This is a genomic window from Prevotella fusca JCM 17724 (genome assembly GCF_001262015.1).
In the GTDB taxonomy this organism is placed as follows: Bacteria; Bacteroidota; Bacteroidia; order Bacteroidales; family Bacteroidaceae; genus Prevotella; species Prevotella fusca.
Map to the genome: position 1 here is coordinate 196,803 of NZ_CP012074.1, position 14,519 is coordinate 211,321.

The 14,519-nt window shown below is 45.6% G+C and carries 10 protein-coding genes; 4 read left to right on the forward strand and 6 right to left on the reverse strand.

Annotation, left to right across the window (positions count from 1 at the left end):
• Nucleotides 1-20: 20 nt before the first annotated feature.
• From ADJ77_RS00790 to ADJ77_RS00805, 4 genes are all read right to left on the reverse strand, one after another.
• Nucleotides 21-1,754, reverse strand: coding sequence for an acyl-CoA dehydrogenase family protein (locus tag ADJ77_RS00790; protein WP_025078024.1), 1,734 nt, complete (start codon nucleotides 1,752-1,754; stop codon nucleotides 21-23).
• 80 nt (nucleotides 1,755-1,834) lie between these two features.
• Complete coding sequence (locus tag ADJ77_RS00795; protein ID WP_025078025.1) at nucleotides 1,835-2,224, reverse strand: endonuclease domain-containing protein; 390 nt, start codon at nucleotides 2,222-2,224, stop codon at nucleotides 1,835-1,837.
• A gap of 86 nt (nucleotides 2,225-2,310) precedes the next feature.
• Nucleotides 2,311-3,333, reverse strand: coding sequence for an electron transfer flavoprotein subunit alpha/FixB family protein (locus ADJ77_RS00800; protein ID WP_025078026.1), 1,023 nt, complete (start codon nucleotides 3,331-3,333; stop codon nucleotides 2,311-2,313).
• Nucleotides 3,334-3,526: 193 nt separating this feature from the next.
• Nucleotides 3,527-4,396, reverse strand: a complete 870-nt coding sequence (locus tag ADJ77_RS00805; protein ID WP_025078027.1) for an electron transfer flavoprotein subunit beta/FixA family protein — start codon at nucleotides 4,394-4,396, stop codon at nucleotides 3,527-3,529.
• A gap of 1,270 nt (nucleotides 4,397-5,666) precedes the next feature.
• On the opposite strand from ADJ77_RS00805, the gene ADJ77_RS00810 reads away from it, so the two are divergent.
• The 4 genes from ADJ77_RS00810 (at nucleotide 5,667) to cls (ending at nucleotide 11,884) form a co-directional block, all read left to right on the forward strand.
• Nucleotides 5,667-6,695 (forward strand): hypothetical protein, encoded by a 1,029-nt coding sequence (locus tag ADJ77_RS00810; protein ID WP_234398077.1) that lies wholly within the window; start codon nucleotides 5,667-5,669, stop codon nucleotides 6,693-6,695.
• A gap of 134 nt (nucleotides 6,696-6,829) precedes the next feature.
• The gene (gene dnaG, locus ADJ77_RS00815; protein ID WP_050695924.1) at nucleotides 6,830-8,764 is read left to right on the forward strand and encodes a DNA primase; all 1,935 of its coding nucleotides are present in this window, start codon (nucleotides 6,830-6,832) and stop codon (nucleotides 8,762-8,764) included.
• On the forward strand, nucleotides 8,761-10,443 hold the full coding sequence (locus ADJ77_RS00820; RefSeq protein WP_050695925.1) for a hypothetical protein: 1,683 nt from the start codon (nucleotides 8,761-8,763) through the stop codon (nucleotides 10,441-10,443). The genes dnaG and ADJ77_RS00820 overlap by 4 nt, the downstream gene beginning before the upstream one ends.
• 19 nt (nucleotides 10,444-10,462) lie before the next feature.
• On the forward strand, nucleotides 10,463-11,884 hold the full coding sequence (cls, locus tag ADJ77_RS00825) for a cardiolipin synthase (RefSeq protein WP_025078029.1): 1,422 nt from the start codon (nucleotides 10,463-10,465) through the stop codon (nucleotides 11,882-11,884).
• A gap of 886 nt (nucleotides 11,885-12,770) precedes the next feature.
• On the opposite strand, the gene rsmD is transcribed toward cls, so the two are convergent.
• On the reverse strand, nucleotides 12,771-13,301 hold the full coding sequence (gene rsmD / locus ADJ77_RS00830; RefSeq protein WP_025078030.1) for a 16S rRNA (guanine(966)-N(2))-methyltransferase RsmD: 531 nt from the start codon (nucleotides 13,299-13,301) through the stop codon (nucleotides 12,771-12,773).
• 190 nt (nucleotides 13,302-13,491) lie between these two features.
• Nucleotides 13,492-14,304, reverse strand: a complete 813-nt coding sequence (locus ADJ77_RS00835) for a DUF3822 family protein (protein ID WP_208595987.1) — start codon at nucleotides 14,302-14,304, stop codon at nucleotides 13,492-13,494.
• Nucleotides 14,305-14,519: the final 215 nt, after the last annotated feature.

Genomic DNA, 14,519 nt, shown 5'->3' on the forward strand with positions numbered 1-14,519 from the left:
GTTAACCTTAATAAAAAAGATTATGCTTCTGCGACCTTTTCTTCCACAGCCTTGAATTGCTCAAGGTCTTCAGCGTTGAAGGCTTTGATGTAAGCAGTGTGACCGATAACTTCTTCCTCAGCCATACGAACGAAGACGTGGGCAGATTTCTTGAAGAGGTCTGGTGCCTTAGCAGCATCTTCGATGAGGAGGAGAGAACCGATGATGTCGGCAGTCATATTGTAAAGACGACGTGCGAGGAAGTCGTGAACATCCTGATTGTCGCTTGCGTTCACCTTCTCAACAGCCTCTTCATAGAGCTGGACGAGTTTAGTAACACGCTCACGCAGACCCTTCATGCAGTCGCAAGCAAGTTCAGCTTCGAGCATTTCCTTCATGATAGAAAGGTAAGTGCCGTTAGTGATGTAGCGCACGGCAGCAACAACCTGCAGCTGAGTTGTACCCTCGTAGATAGAGAAGATACGTGCATCACGATACAGACGCTGACACTTGTACTCCATGATGAAGCCAGAACCACCGTGGATAGAGATAGAATCGTAGGCTGTCTGGTTAGCATACTCAGAGTTGATACCCTTTGCCAATGGTGTGAAGGCATCAGCAAGGCGAGTGTACTTCTTCATCTCCTGACGCTCTTCAGCGGTGAGTTTCTGGTCACGTGCAATATCTTCCAGAGCCTTGTAGATGTCAACATAGCGAGCAGTCTGATACAAGAGAGAACGACCAGCATCGAGTTTTGCTTTCATACGAGAGAGCATATCGTAGACAGCTGAGAAGTTGACAATCTTCTTTCCGAACTGTGCACGATCCTTAGCGTAAGCCAATCCCTCGTTGTAAGCCTCCTGCTCAAGACCGACAGACTGTGCTGCGATGCCGAGGCGAGCACCGTTCATTAATGCCATTACGTACTTGATAAGACCCATGCGAACGTTACCACAGAGTTCTGCCTTCGCATTCTTGTAAACAAGCTCGCAGGTAGGAGAGCCATGGATACCAAGTTTATGCTCAATATGACGTACGTCAACACCGCCGTTACGCTTGTCATAGATGAACATTGAGAGTCCACGACCATCACGTGTGCCCTCTTCTGAACGTGCAAGGACGAGGTGGATGTCAGAGTCACCATTGGTGATGAAGCGCTTCACACCATTCAGTCGCCAGCAGTTCTCCTTCTCGTCGAAGGTTGCCTTGAGCATCACGCGCTGGAGGTCGGAGCCAGCATCAGGCTCGGTGAGGTCCATTGACATTGTCTCACCGGCACAGATACGTGGGATATACTTCTGACGCTGCTCCTCGTTGCCGAACTCGTAGAGTGTGTCGATACAAGACTGCAGTGACCAGATGTTCTGGAAACCAGCATCGGCAGCAGCGATAAGCTCAGACATCATAGAGAAGACAACGTTTGGCAGGTTCAGTCCACCATAGCGGCGAGGCATAGAAACGCCCCACAAGCCAGCCTGACGAGTAGCTTGGATATTCTCTAAGGTCTTGCTGGCATAGTGCATACGTTTGTCGATGAGGTGTGGACCTTCGAGGTCAACAGACTCCGAGTTAGGTGCAATGATGTTTGCTGTTATGTCACCAGTGATATCCAAGATGCGCTTGTAGTTCTCGATAGCATCCTCATAGTTTACCGGTGCATCAGCGTGTGTCGTAGCATCAGCGTAGTTACGCTCTTTCAGCTCTACGATGCGTTTCATCAATGGATGCTCCAAGTGAAACGCTATTTCTGGGTGGTCAGTATAATAATTTGCCATGATAAAAAGAGCCTCACCCCCAACCCCTCTCCGAGTGGAGAGGGGAGTGAAATGTTCTATTGGAGGTTGTTAGGACTTTATTATTTATAATATAATTCTTCTTTGATAGTTCTTAAAACAGCTTTTGGGTTTGATAGTGCTTCTTCGTTAGTGAAGCGTATTACCTTATATCCCATATCAGAGAGTATGTCCGTGCGGACTTGGTCATTCTTTTGTTGTTGAGGTTCACTGTGATATGCTCCATCAACTTCTATTATCAGTTTTGCCTCTAAGCAGATAAAGTCAGCAATGAAATCGTTGATAGGATGTTGACGTCTAAATTTAAAACCATAGACAGTTTGACGTAAGAGAGTCCAAAGTGTTTTTTCGGCAGCGGTCATGTGCTGTCTGTTTTCTTTGGCATATTCTTTTAAGAGGTCGTATCTGTCAATAGATGCAGTTTCAAACCATTCTGTTACATCCTTCTCCATGTGCTTTAGCAACTCTTTCTTTTTAGTCTCACCAAACATTGGTGATTACTCCCCTCTCCACTCGGAGAGGGGGTCGGGGTGAGGCTTTACTTACTATTCTGCTTATAGTACTTTATCAACTTCGGAACAACCTCTTCAACAGAGCCATTGATGACATAGTCGGCAATGGTATTGATAGGAGCGTCTGGATCGTTGTTGATAGAGATGATGATGCCACTGTCCTGCATACCAGCGATGTGCTGAATCTGTCCAGAGATACCACAAGCAATGTAAACCTTTGGATGGACGGTGACACCGGTCTGACCAATCTGACGATCGTGGTCTACCCAACCTGCATCAACGGCGGCACGGCTGGCACCAACCTCTCCATGAAGTTCCTTTGCCAACTTAAAGAGTAGGTCGAAACCCTCTTTAGAACCGACACCATAGCCACCAGCAATAACAATTGAAGCTCCCTTCAGGTTGTTCTGTGCTGGCTCAACATGACGGTCGATGACCTTTACCACATAGTCAAGCTCTGGTACATACCTCGCTACGTCTGGATAGACAACCTCACCCTTTGCCTTACCCTCATAGATAGCCTTCTGCATAACGCCAGAGCGTACGGTAGCCATCTGTGGGCGGTGGTCAGGGTTGACGATGGTTGCTACGATGTTACCGCCGAATGCAGGACGAATCTGATAGAGCAGGTTCTCATAGTGCTTACCAGCTTTCTTATCTTCGTAGTCACCAATCTCAAGTTGAGTACAATCGGCTGTAAGGCCACTGGTCAATGAAGATGACACACGTGGACCAAGGTCACGACCGATAACAGTAGCACCCATCAAACAGATCTGTGGTTTCTCCTCAGTGAAGAGGTTAACGAGAATGTCTGTGTGTGGTGCTGATGTGTAAGGGAAGAGTCCCTCACCGTCAAAGACAAAGAGTTTGTCTACACCGTATGGCAGGATCTGGTCTTCTACCTTTCCCTTGATACCACTACCGGCAGCGATGGCATGGAGTTCCACACCTAACTCATTTGCGAGCTTGCGACCCTTGGTCAGCAGCTCCTGTGAAACCTCCTGTACGGTGGTTTCCTCTATTTCGCAATATACAAATACGTTGTTCATACGCCTCACCCCCGCCCCCTCTCCGAACCAACGGTCACTGACCGAAGGGAAGTAATGGAGAGGGGAGTGAAATGCTTCACTTGCTGGGGGATTTTCTTATGTTTATATGATACCTCCCCATAATGTTCAATCTTATGTTTAACAGAACATTCTATGCCCCTCTCCACTCGGGGAGGGGTTGGGGGAGAGGCTTTTAACCAATAATCTTCTCTCCTAACAGTTCCTTGATGAGTCCTTCCACATCCTCGTCTGAGCCGGTGAGGGTCTTGCTCTCCTTAGCTTGGAAGACGATGTTCTGAACAGACTTCACCTTTGTTGGCGAACCACTCAAACCGCACTGCTCCTCGTCACCGTCAACATCGGCAACTGACCACTGGTTCAGTGTGAGGTAAGGACGCTCCTCATAGAGCTGTGTCCAAGGTTCATCGCCCTTGCGCTCCATAGGACAAGTAGCATACTTGTACTTCATTACGAGCTTGGCATTGCAAGGACGTGCAGGAGCAGCCGTACCATTCACTGTGACGAGTATTGGCAATGGAGCAACAACGGTCTCTACACCACCGTCAATATAACGGCGGATAGTAGCCTTGCCATCCTCAATCTTCAGGATTTCCTCTGCATAAGTAACTTGATTGAGTCCTAACTTCTGTGCAACCTGTGGTCCTACCTGTGCGGTATCACCATCGATAGCCTGACGTCCGCCGATGACGATGTCTACATCACCGATTTTCTGTACAGCCATCGCCAAAGCATAAGAAGTAGCGAGTGTGTCAGCACCAGCAAACTTGCGGTCAGTAAGCAGCCAGCCGGTATCAGCACCACGATAGAGTCCCTGTCGGATAATCTCTCCAGCACGTGGAGGACCCATGGTTAAAATTCCTACAGTAGAGCCTGGGTTCTGTTCCTTTAGTCTCAGAGCCTGCTCCAGAGCGTTTAGGTCTTCAGGGTTGAAGATGGCAGGCAGCGCAGCACGGTTCACCGTTCCTTCGGCTGTCATAGCATCTTTTCCCACATTTCTTGTGTCAGGTACCTGCTTGGCAAGTACTACAATTTTCAAACTCATAAATATAATAATGTGTTATTTAAATATTCAATTGTTTTGGTTGAGGGCAAAAGTACAGTTTTTTTGTAACATAAACAAAAAAAGTTGCACAAAAACCGCTTGACTGTGTTTATGTTTATTAGGAGTCAGGGGATTTTTCCATTGGGTGCTTTGTTGGAGTTAAACCTTTTCCTTTAATTGTATGGGCGTAGTAAAGATGGTGATTGACGACTTTTGTTTAACCTCTATAAAGCGGTTCTTCCGTTAAATGTGTGGATGCTTTTCGTATAGCTTTAACGGAAGAACCAAAGTTATTCGTTAAACAAAAACATAGCCAAGACCGTCTTGGCAGTCTGTTCTGTTATCATCCTCCGACACAGAAAACCTTTTCATGTTAATACTTTGAAATCCGCAGATAATGAATTGAAAAAACATGACATAATTTCGGGTGAAGCACCTACAAATAAAGGCAAAAACACGTGTAAAAAGCAAGTTTACAACCAACAGTAAATCAGTCAGTTATAAAGTCGTGCAAGAAAAGGTGCTTAATTGGACTTCAAAAGGGCGTTAGTTAGACCTCAAAAGGGCATCTATTGCAAGTCAATTGGGCGTCTTTTAGAAGCCAAGAGACCATGTATTGGTTTTGGAATGCATGAAAATAGTTTACAAACATTAAGTGATATGGGACTAAGTTGTTTGTAGAAGACGGAAGGACATAGTATTTATTTACCTTTTCTACATTTTACCTTATCCCCCCTTGTAAGACCATCTGATTTTGGATAGTCATACCATGCAGGTGGATAAGCCTTTGTTCTATTTCCAAACTACGCATTTATCGGATGAACCTATAAAGCCCTTGAAACTAATGGGGAACCCTGTCTGATGTCCAAATTGTAGCCTGTGCAATGAACAAAACCACATAACTTGTAAGTTCTATTCACGATCATAAATATTTTTCTTCACGAAAATAATTCGGCAGTGAGTGTGTAGCATGACAAAGAAGTATGTATTTTGTTATGATACAATATGTTTATGAGTGCATAAATTGTGTAATAAAAGTAGACGGTATTGTGTGTGTTTTTCTTTTTTCATACCTTTGTGCGATGTGTTGTCACCTTTTAAGAATCTTGATACTTGCAGAATCATGAAGACAATAGGAATTAGTTGATAAATAAAGCTGATGTGCCAAATGAATAAACGGTCTGTAGTCGTTGTTGCTTTTTTATTTCTTTCTGTGACTCTGTTTGCGCAGAAAGGCTTTGTGATTTGGGATAGGGTAAATAATATTCCAGTGAATAGGGCAAGCGTATATACCACCTACATGGGGAAGGTGAGAAGTACGTTCAGCGACCAGCAGGGTAGGGTAGTTGTGGATTTTGCCTTTGATAATCTGACAGTCTCGCATATAAACTACCAGAAAGAAAGTGTGAAAGTATTGCCTGATACACTGTTTATGGAGCAAAGCACACAGTTGCTTTCGGAAGTTGTCGTGAGTCCTGTTGGTGAGCCGGCATGGGTCAGACCCATGTTGATGGGTTTTGTGAAGACGAAAGCACGGAAATATAGAAACGTTGGTGTGCAACGATATGCGTATCAGACGCAGAATGTGGGCGATACTGTGTTGTACCGCTTTGCGAGTAATGGACTGGTAAGAAAGAACGAATACTTTGAGATCTCTCCCTTGGAGAATGTTATCACCTTTAAGGATAAGTCGGCTGGCTGTGACTATGGTAACCTTAAAAACACGCTCTATCATGACTTTGTTTCTGATATGGACGAGAAGTTCGTGAAGGAACATAAGTTTTATGTGGATAACGAATCTGAAGATTTGGGAGCCAATGTGGTAAGGATTCTGTTCAAGTCGAAAAAGGATTGGAAAGATTCGGGCTATTTATGTATAGACACACTGCAGAATGCCATCCTCAGGGCAAAACGTTCTACGGGGTTGGCTTATAATGTACAGCACCGAACCAATGCCCTTGTGCGCTCAACAATCAATGCCATGTACGGGCATAAGTATAAGGACTGGCAGATTGACATTGAAGCAGTGTATCAGCAGGCAGACAATTACTTCTATCTAAGTAGCTGCCGTTATTCCAATTATATGCAGGAGGAGTTTGACGGAAAGAAGAAAAGGGTTGAGGTTTATAATGTCATATCTACCTATGAGGCACAACCTTGCCAGAAAGATATGGTAGGCGAGGATGCCGTCTTTCTCCTGTTGCCCCGCCCTTTTGCGATGAAGATTATCATGAGCAAGAAGGAAAGCAGACAAGAGGGGTTGCTGCAGAATGTGAAGAAAGCGTATCATATTTATTGAATGCCGTGTGAGGATTCTATGAAGTCTTGGCATAGAGAGCAGTTGTCTATGGCAAGGTTTTCTTGCAGGATGTATCTATCTTTTTCCTGTTCTTGCTTTGTCATATCATCGGTTTATGTTATCTTTGTAGCATAATGATTGACAGACCGACCGTAGACAGGATTATGAATGCGTCGAATATCGTTGAGGTAATCAGCGATTTCGTTTCTTTACGCAAGGCGGGAACAAGCTACAAAGGCTTGTGCCCTTTCCATGATGACCGTACCCCATCGTTCTCCGTCAGTCCGGTGAAAGGTGTTTACAAATGCTTTTCATGTGGCGCAGCGGGTAATGTGGTGAAGTTTGTCATGGAACATGAGCAGATGACTTATCCCGAAGCCTTGAAGTGGCTCGCGAATAAGTATCACATCGAGGTGCATGAACGGGAACTTACGACTGAAGAGAAACAGCAGGAGAATGAACGGGAATCGATGTTCCTGGTCAATGAATGGGCTGCAAGGTACTTTGACAACATCCTGCACAACGATGTTGACGGTATGGCTGTTGGTATGCAGTATTTTCGCAGCCGTGGTTTCAGAGATGATATTATCCGTAAGTTCCAGTTGGGTTTCTGTTTGTCGAACCGTCATGCCTTTGCTGATGCTGCCTTGAAGGCAGGTTTCCAGAGGGATTTTCTTATTAAGACAGGTCTTTGCTTCGAGCGTGAGAATGGAGAACTTATCGACCGTTTCAATGGGCGTGTAATGTTCCCGTGGGTGGGTGTTAGCGGTAAGGTTACAGCCTTCGGCGGTCGTCTGCTGGATGCACGGACGAAAGGAGTGAGTCAGAAGTATGTCAACTCCCCTGATAGTGCCATATACCACAAAGAGCGTGAACTCTATGGCATTTTCCAAGCGAAGAAAGCCATTGCCAAGTATGACCTCGTCTATATGGTGGAAGGATATACGGATGTTGTTTCCATGCATCAATGCGGTATTGAGAATGTTGTTGCCAATAGTGGTACGGCACTTTCGGTGCATCAGATTCGGCTCCTGCACCGTTTTACTTCCAATATCGTTCTGCTCTATGATGGCGATGAAGCCGGACAGCACGCAGCCCTTCGAGGTACTGACATGCTGCTGTCGGAGGGTATGAACGTGAAGGTGCTATTGCTTCCTGACGGCAAAGACCCTGATGAGTTCGCACGTAATCATAGTGCGGAGGATTTCAGAAAGTATATAGAAGACAATCAGACTGACTTCATTGTCTTTAAAATTAATATTCTTCTCAATGGTGTTACCGACCCTGTCAAGCGTTCAGAAGCTGTCGGTTCGATAGTGCAGAGCATCTCTGTTATCAAAGACCCGATACTCCGTGATACCTATATCCGTGAGTGCGCTAACCGAACTGGTGTGTCAGAACGGACGTTGATGGAGCAGATGAATCGCAATATCTATTCCAACCGGGAACAGCAGACACGTGAACAGCAACAGCAACGGGATGCGGTCATACGGCAACAGCAGGTGGAAGAACAGGCTACAGTACCTGTCCGGCAGGTGTCGAAGGTGGAACAGATGCTCGTTCAGGCTGTCGTCAAGGACGGTGAAAAGGTTATCTTCCGTGACGTGAAAGACGAGGATAGCGGACAGGTCTACAGTCTGACCGTAGCGCAATACATAGCCTACGACCTTGGAAGTGACAACCTCGGCTTTTCGAACGAACTTTATACAAGGATATTGCAGGAAGCAGTAGACCATTGTGGCGAGGAGGGTTTCAAGGCAGAAGAATACTTCACGCAGCATGCAGATATTCATATCGCATCTGCAGCCGTGAAGCTGAGTGTTGACCGTTTCCAGCTTGCAGAGAGTCTGCAGGTGAAGGAAACAGAACAGACGTTGCGTGACCGTGTTTTACATCTTGTTGCCGACTTCCGTCTTGATTATGTTTCTTCCCATCTGAAAGAGCTCATGGAGAAGATGCGACAGACGCAGGATAGTGAGGAGATGATGAAGACAATGGCAGAAATCAAGAAGTTGCAGCTTCTCCGCAATGAACTGGCAAAGAAATTAGGTAGTGAGATTCTGATATGATAAATAAGATAAGAAACATATTCAGACAGCCGCTTCAGCTCTCAAACCTCAATCAGAGTGAGAACAGAAGGATTGTGTCAAAGGCACTGAAGGCACTCAATTGTACTGGAGTGTGGCGGGAGGAGAAGGAAGCGGTCATTGTTCGTTTTGACTTCCAGAGCGGACATTTCGGTATTCATATCTCTAACCAGCATCCGCAGGTAGAGTTGTCTTTCCTCTTTTTTGCTGAAACAGAGGTGAATGACATCAATATAGTGCGCCATGTATGCAATCAGTTCAATCTTAATTCTGACGGTCCTCGGTTTAGTTATACTATCAATGAAGAGACGAATGTCATTGATTTGCATATTCTGAGGACGCTTCTGCTGGATGATGACCGTGCCAAAGAGATTCTTTCTTCGGCTATGGTTGATTCCTTTGCATGGCAGAGTGCATTTGTAAGAAACCTGAATGAGGTGAAGAGGGATGCGAAGAATTCGGATACAAACGACATAGAACGTGCAGTGAAAGACCTGTCGCGTGACTTCTTTCTTCTGCGTGAACAGGAACTGAGACACCAGAAGACGGCACCTGGATGGCGGCAGAACGACAAGGATGTTGCCACCTTGAGCCAGTGGATGGATAAGGTGTTCGGTATGGTGGATGCGGTTTTCTCTGAGTTGACCGTTGTGACAGAGGGACTGACGGTCATCAACGACCGTGATGCCATTGCTTCCTATAACCTTTCTGAGGAGTTGATAGCTGACGGTTCGTTCGTCCGACAGAATGTAATGCTCGACCTCATCTTCTTTCTTCCGTCTCATCCCACGACACGGCGTCGCATGACTTTCAGTATTCAGCAGGCAGATAGTTGTGATGATGTGCTCTATTACCAGGTAGTTGCCACGTTGTTACCGTTGCCGTCAGCGGCTGGCAGACCCCTTTATTCGAGGGAAATGCAGGTGGTGTCGCGTTCGGTTCTGTTGGCATACGACCTTCGCACAACGAAGCAGTTGCAGGATGAGTTTGTCTATATGTGGAAGGAAGCCAAGAGCAAGATCGCTAATGGTGAGGGCAATCAGCTTACCGAAGAACAGCAGGTGATAGCCAACGTGGTAAACATGGATGCCGGTCAGTTTGTCTATCGTGGCAGAGCTCTTTATCGGCAGAAACGTTATTATGAAGCAGTAGCCACTTTGGAGAATGCTTTCCGACTGTTGCATGCAGGTTTCCAGAAGTTGGGTAAAGGTGAGCGTGACATCTTCTTTGAGATATGCTATATGTTGGGTTTCTGTTATAATGAGCTGCGACAGTATGAACGGGCTTATTATTATCTTACGTTCACCATCGGACTTAACCGTGCTGTCTATGCCGAAGAGTATGTGAACTGTCTGGTCAATATGGGCGACTTCCGTTCTCTTATGAGCATAGATAATATCTTGGAGGAACTGAGAAATTCTGTTCCAGATGATGATGAGGAAGAACTCGACCCGCTGTTGCGCCCTTTCCTGCAGTTCCTGTACAGGCGGAAGGCTTATGTGTTGATAGAGCTGCGTCGGCTTGATGAGGCTGAACAGCTGCTCCGTCAGATGGTTGATGACCCGGAAAACAGCGACTTTGCATTGGATGAATTGGCATATATCCAGCGTTTGCGGGAAAAGGAAGGAATAAGCGGAAAAGACAATTCTAAGGGAAAGTGAAAAGGAAAGGAGGATAAAGATGGATTACGTTCATTGGATTTTCCTGGCTATCTACATCGTTGTCATCATCATAGTGATGGTGCGTGTGTTGATGGACAACCGGCAGCCTGCCAAGACAATGGCGTGGATGCTGGTACTGACGTTCATTCCCATGTTGGGTATTATCCTCTATTTCTTCTTCGGACAGACAACACGCAAGGAACGTAAGATATGGCAGTATAGCATTGACCAGCTTACCAAGCGTTCCATGTTGGAGTTTGTTGAGCAGAAAAGGCTCCATCTGCCTGATGAGTATCGCATGCTCATCAAACTTTTCATGAACCAGAACTGGGCTTTGCCTTTCAAGAATAACGAAACGGAAATCTATACCTCTGGGTATGAGTTCTTTCCTTCGTTGCTGATGGAAATAGGTAAGGCGGAGCACCATATCCACCTTGACAGCTTTATCATATCCGATGATCCTTTGGGACAGATAGTTGCCGATGCACTGATTGACAAGGCACGACAGGGTGTTGAGGTGCGTGTTATCTACGACGATGTGGGTTCATGGAAAACCAAAAACCGTTTCTTCGACCGTATGCGTGCTGAAGGTGTTGAGGTACATGCCTTCATGCCTGTATGTTTCCCGGTCTTCACGAGTAAGGTGAATTACCGTAATCACCGCAAGATCTGTGTGATTGATGGCGAGGTGGGCTTTATCGGTGGTATGAATATAGCCATGCGCTATGTGAAGGGAATCGGGAAGTTGGCATGGCGTGACACACATGTAAAGATAACGGGTGCAGCTGTATATGGCTTGCAACGTGCTTTCCTGGTAGACTGGTTCTTCGTCAGCCGGGTGCTGATAACTGACCGAAGTTATTATCCGGCGAGTATCGTGGGTGAGAATGACTGTATTGTACAGATTGTTACGAGCAGTCCCACAAGTCTGTGGCCTGAGATTGAGCAGGGATATGTAAGGATACTTGCCAGTGCCAGACATTATGTTTACATGGAAACACCTTATTTCCTGCCTACCGAGCCAATCCTCTTTGCCATGCGCACGGCGGCGTTGTCGGGTGTTGACATAAGACTGATGATACCTTACGAGACGGATACGAAGATTGTGGAATGGGCATCACGTTCGTATGTGATGGCAACGGTGAAGGCTGGTGTGAAGGTGTATCTGTATAAGGCGGGTTTCAATCACTCAAAACTCCTTGTAACTGATGATACAATGGCAACCATAGGATCTACGAATGTAGACTTCCGCAGCTTTGAGAATGATTTTGAATCCAATGCTTTCTTCTATGATAAGGATGTTGCGCTGCAGGTAAAGGCAATCTTTCTCAAAGACCAGGAAGAGTGTGTTGCCTTGGAGGATGTGCGCAATCTTACCCATCGTTCTTTCCTTCAGCGTCTGTGGGAGTCGATGGTAAGGCTGTTGAGCCCGCTGTTGTAAAGGTGAAAAGCCCTTTCAAAGGTAGAAGTGGGCAATATAATAAGGATAAAGATAGATAATCGGGCGGATGTGTCAAAAGAATAACGGACACTCCGAAGATTACAGATTATATTCGTCAAGTTTTAAAGAGCCATATCGGAACGCTAATAATGGGTTCCGATATGGCTTTTTTTGTTGTTGAATATGCTTTAGTCCTATAGAATATTATAATCCCAGGTTGAGGACAATCGGGAATTAGGAAAAGTTGAGAGCTATTATTATCCGATAAAACTTAAATAGCATCCGCTCCAATGCAAAATCTCTTTTAATCCCAAATCAGTTCATTAGAACCTGAACGGATTTGTTTATTGTCGAGCTGATTGTCTTTGTGATGAAGGCGTAGGGGCGACAAAGAACACTGCCAACGGCGGTAATCATAATCCTGAATCACTGGCGTAGTCTTCTGTGAGTTCTATGACCTTCAGGTCTTTGTGACACAGCTCTCACACAGAGAGCCCTTGCGGTCAGTGGAGTGCACAGAGTGTGGGAAAGATAAAGACGTTAAACTGTTATTATGTCCTGATGTTCTAATCAAATAAGTGTTGTTTGCTTATGGTAGTACAACTGTTTTCCAATAACATTGTATTGCAAGGTGTTCAGCACCCAACACCATTGGTGTTTACCAACAACACCAATGGTGCTGGGCAACAGCACATCGGCAGAAAATGATAAGAGAGATTTATAATTGTCGTTATAATGATTGGTAGGACACTAATGACTAACTTCCATGGGAAAAGTTGTCGGATAGCAATGGTTTGGAACTGGATTTCTGACAGCTGATTGGGATTAAAAGAATCTTTCTTATGTATTTGACCGTTGATACCCGAAGGCGGCGGAGTGGCAGTGCCTATCTGAACAACGTGAAGTTCACACTGCCATAACTTCTGTGTTCAAGGAAGTGGGGATGGGTAGAGAAATCATTGTGCTTGCCATGTTCAAAGACGAGCAGACCATCTTCATTCAACAGGTCATACTGGAAGATTAGGTCGGGGATGGTAGCCAGTTCCTGCAATGCATAGGGAGGGTCGGCGAAGATGAGGTCGAACTTCTGATGACAGCTCTTGAGGAAACGGAAGACATCACCTTTTATCAATATATGGTCATCTGCCCCGATTTTCTCCATACATTGACTGATGAAGCGGGCATGGTCACGGTCTTTCTCTACGCTTATCACCTGTCGGCAGCCCCGTGAGAGAAGTTCCAGGGAGATGCTTCCCGTACCTGCGAAGAGGTCGAGTGCGCTTGTCTCTTCCCAGTCTTGATAACCGTTGATGACATTGAAGATGTTTTCTTTGGCAAAGTCGGTTGTCGGACGCGCCTTGAAGGTACGTGGGATGTCGAAATGCCTGCCTTTATATTTTCCTGTTATGATTCGCATTGTTTCTTTTTTAGGAGTTGTAAGGGATGGAAGGGGTTGAAGGGATGAAAGGAGTGAAAGGGAGTTAAGGCATTACCCTTTATCGTATATGTAAGGAATTATAGAAACTAAGGGAATTATGGGGAGTTAAGTTGGCATAACCTCTTCGGTCTCCCTTGACCCTTTATGCCTTATCTGCCTCTCCTCCCTGTTATTCCAGATAGATGGCTTTCATGTCGTAAGGAATCTCCATCCTTCGTGCCAGCTGAACGTTGTTGAAGTCTACTTCCTGATTGACTATCCTACAGAACTTCAGATGCTGTTTGATATTTCCGACAAGTCGCTCCTGATCAGGTATGTCACCGATGAGATATAACTCGTCCTTGTCAGTATCCATTCCCGTCAGTTTCCATATATAAAGAAGATAATAGAGGGCATCATGTGCCTGTGCTACATCGTATGAATTGCAGAAGCGGAACCTGTTCTGCTGGAAACTGAAAACTTCCATCCGTTTCTCATGGAAGTAAGCGTAGAGCTTTCGGCGTGGACCAGCAAAGGATCGGCGGTAGAGATGTGTCCATACCGATTGCATCAACGGTTGGATGCGGATGTCCTTGAAGTGGTCGTCAATGACAAGTTTGAGGTCCTTGTTGATGGCAAAGACCGCAACAGCATTCAAGTCGGGCAGCACACTGGAGAGAATCTCTTCGTTGCCCTGCCTGTGATAGGTGTGATGATAGAGTGTTTCAATATCCTGTGTTCTGAATTCATCGACCGGCATCAGCATCACGGGCGTATCCAGCTCAGCCAGCAGTCGTTTGTAACCACTCTGCAACAGTTCTGAAACCTTGAAGGCTTCACGCAGGTTGGCAGCTATGGAGATACCCGTATTCATTTCGTAGGGTTCATAAACAAGCATGCCGTTCTCCTGTGGGTCGCCTACGGCAAATGCCATGCTGTTCCTGCCGAATCGGATGGTCAGTCGCAGTTTCTTGTCGGATATGTTGTTGTCAGTCTCTGTCATTACGGAAGTCATAAACCTTTTTATTGTCTGCAAACTTACGCAAAAAAATCCGATTACGCTTGTTTTCTGATTGATAAATATCACCTACTGGACTTTTAGCAAGTATTAAAAAAGAGAAAAACAGATGCGGATACCTGAAAAAACTATAACTTTGCATGGACATTTAAGTGCTGTAACTATTCAAGCGACCATTTCTTTGGCTGTGCTGAATAATA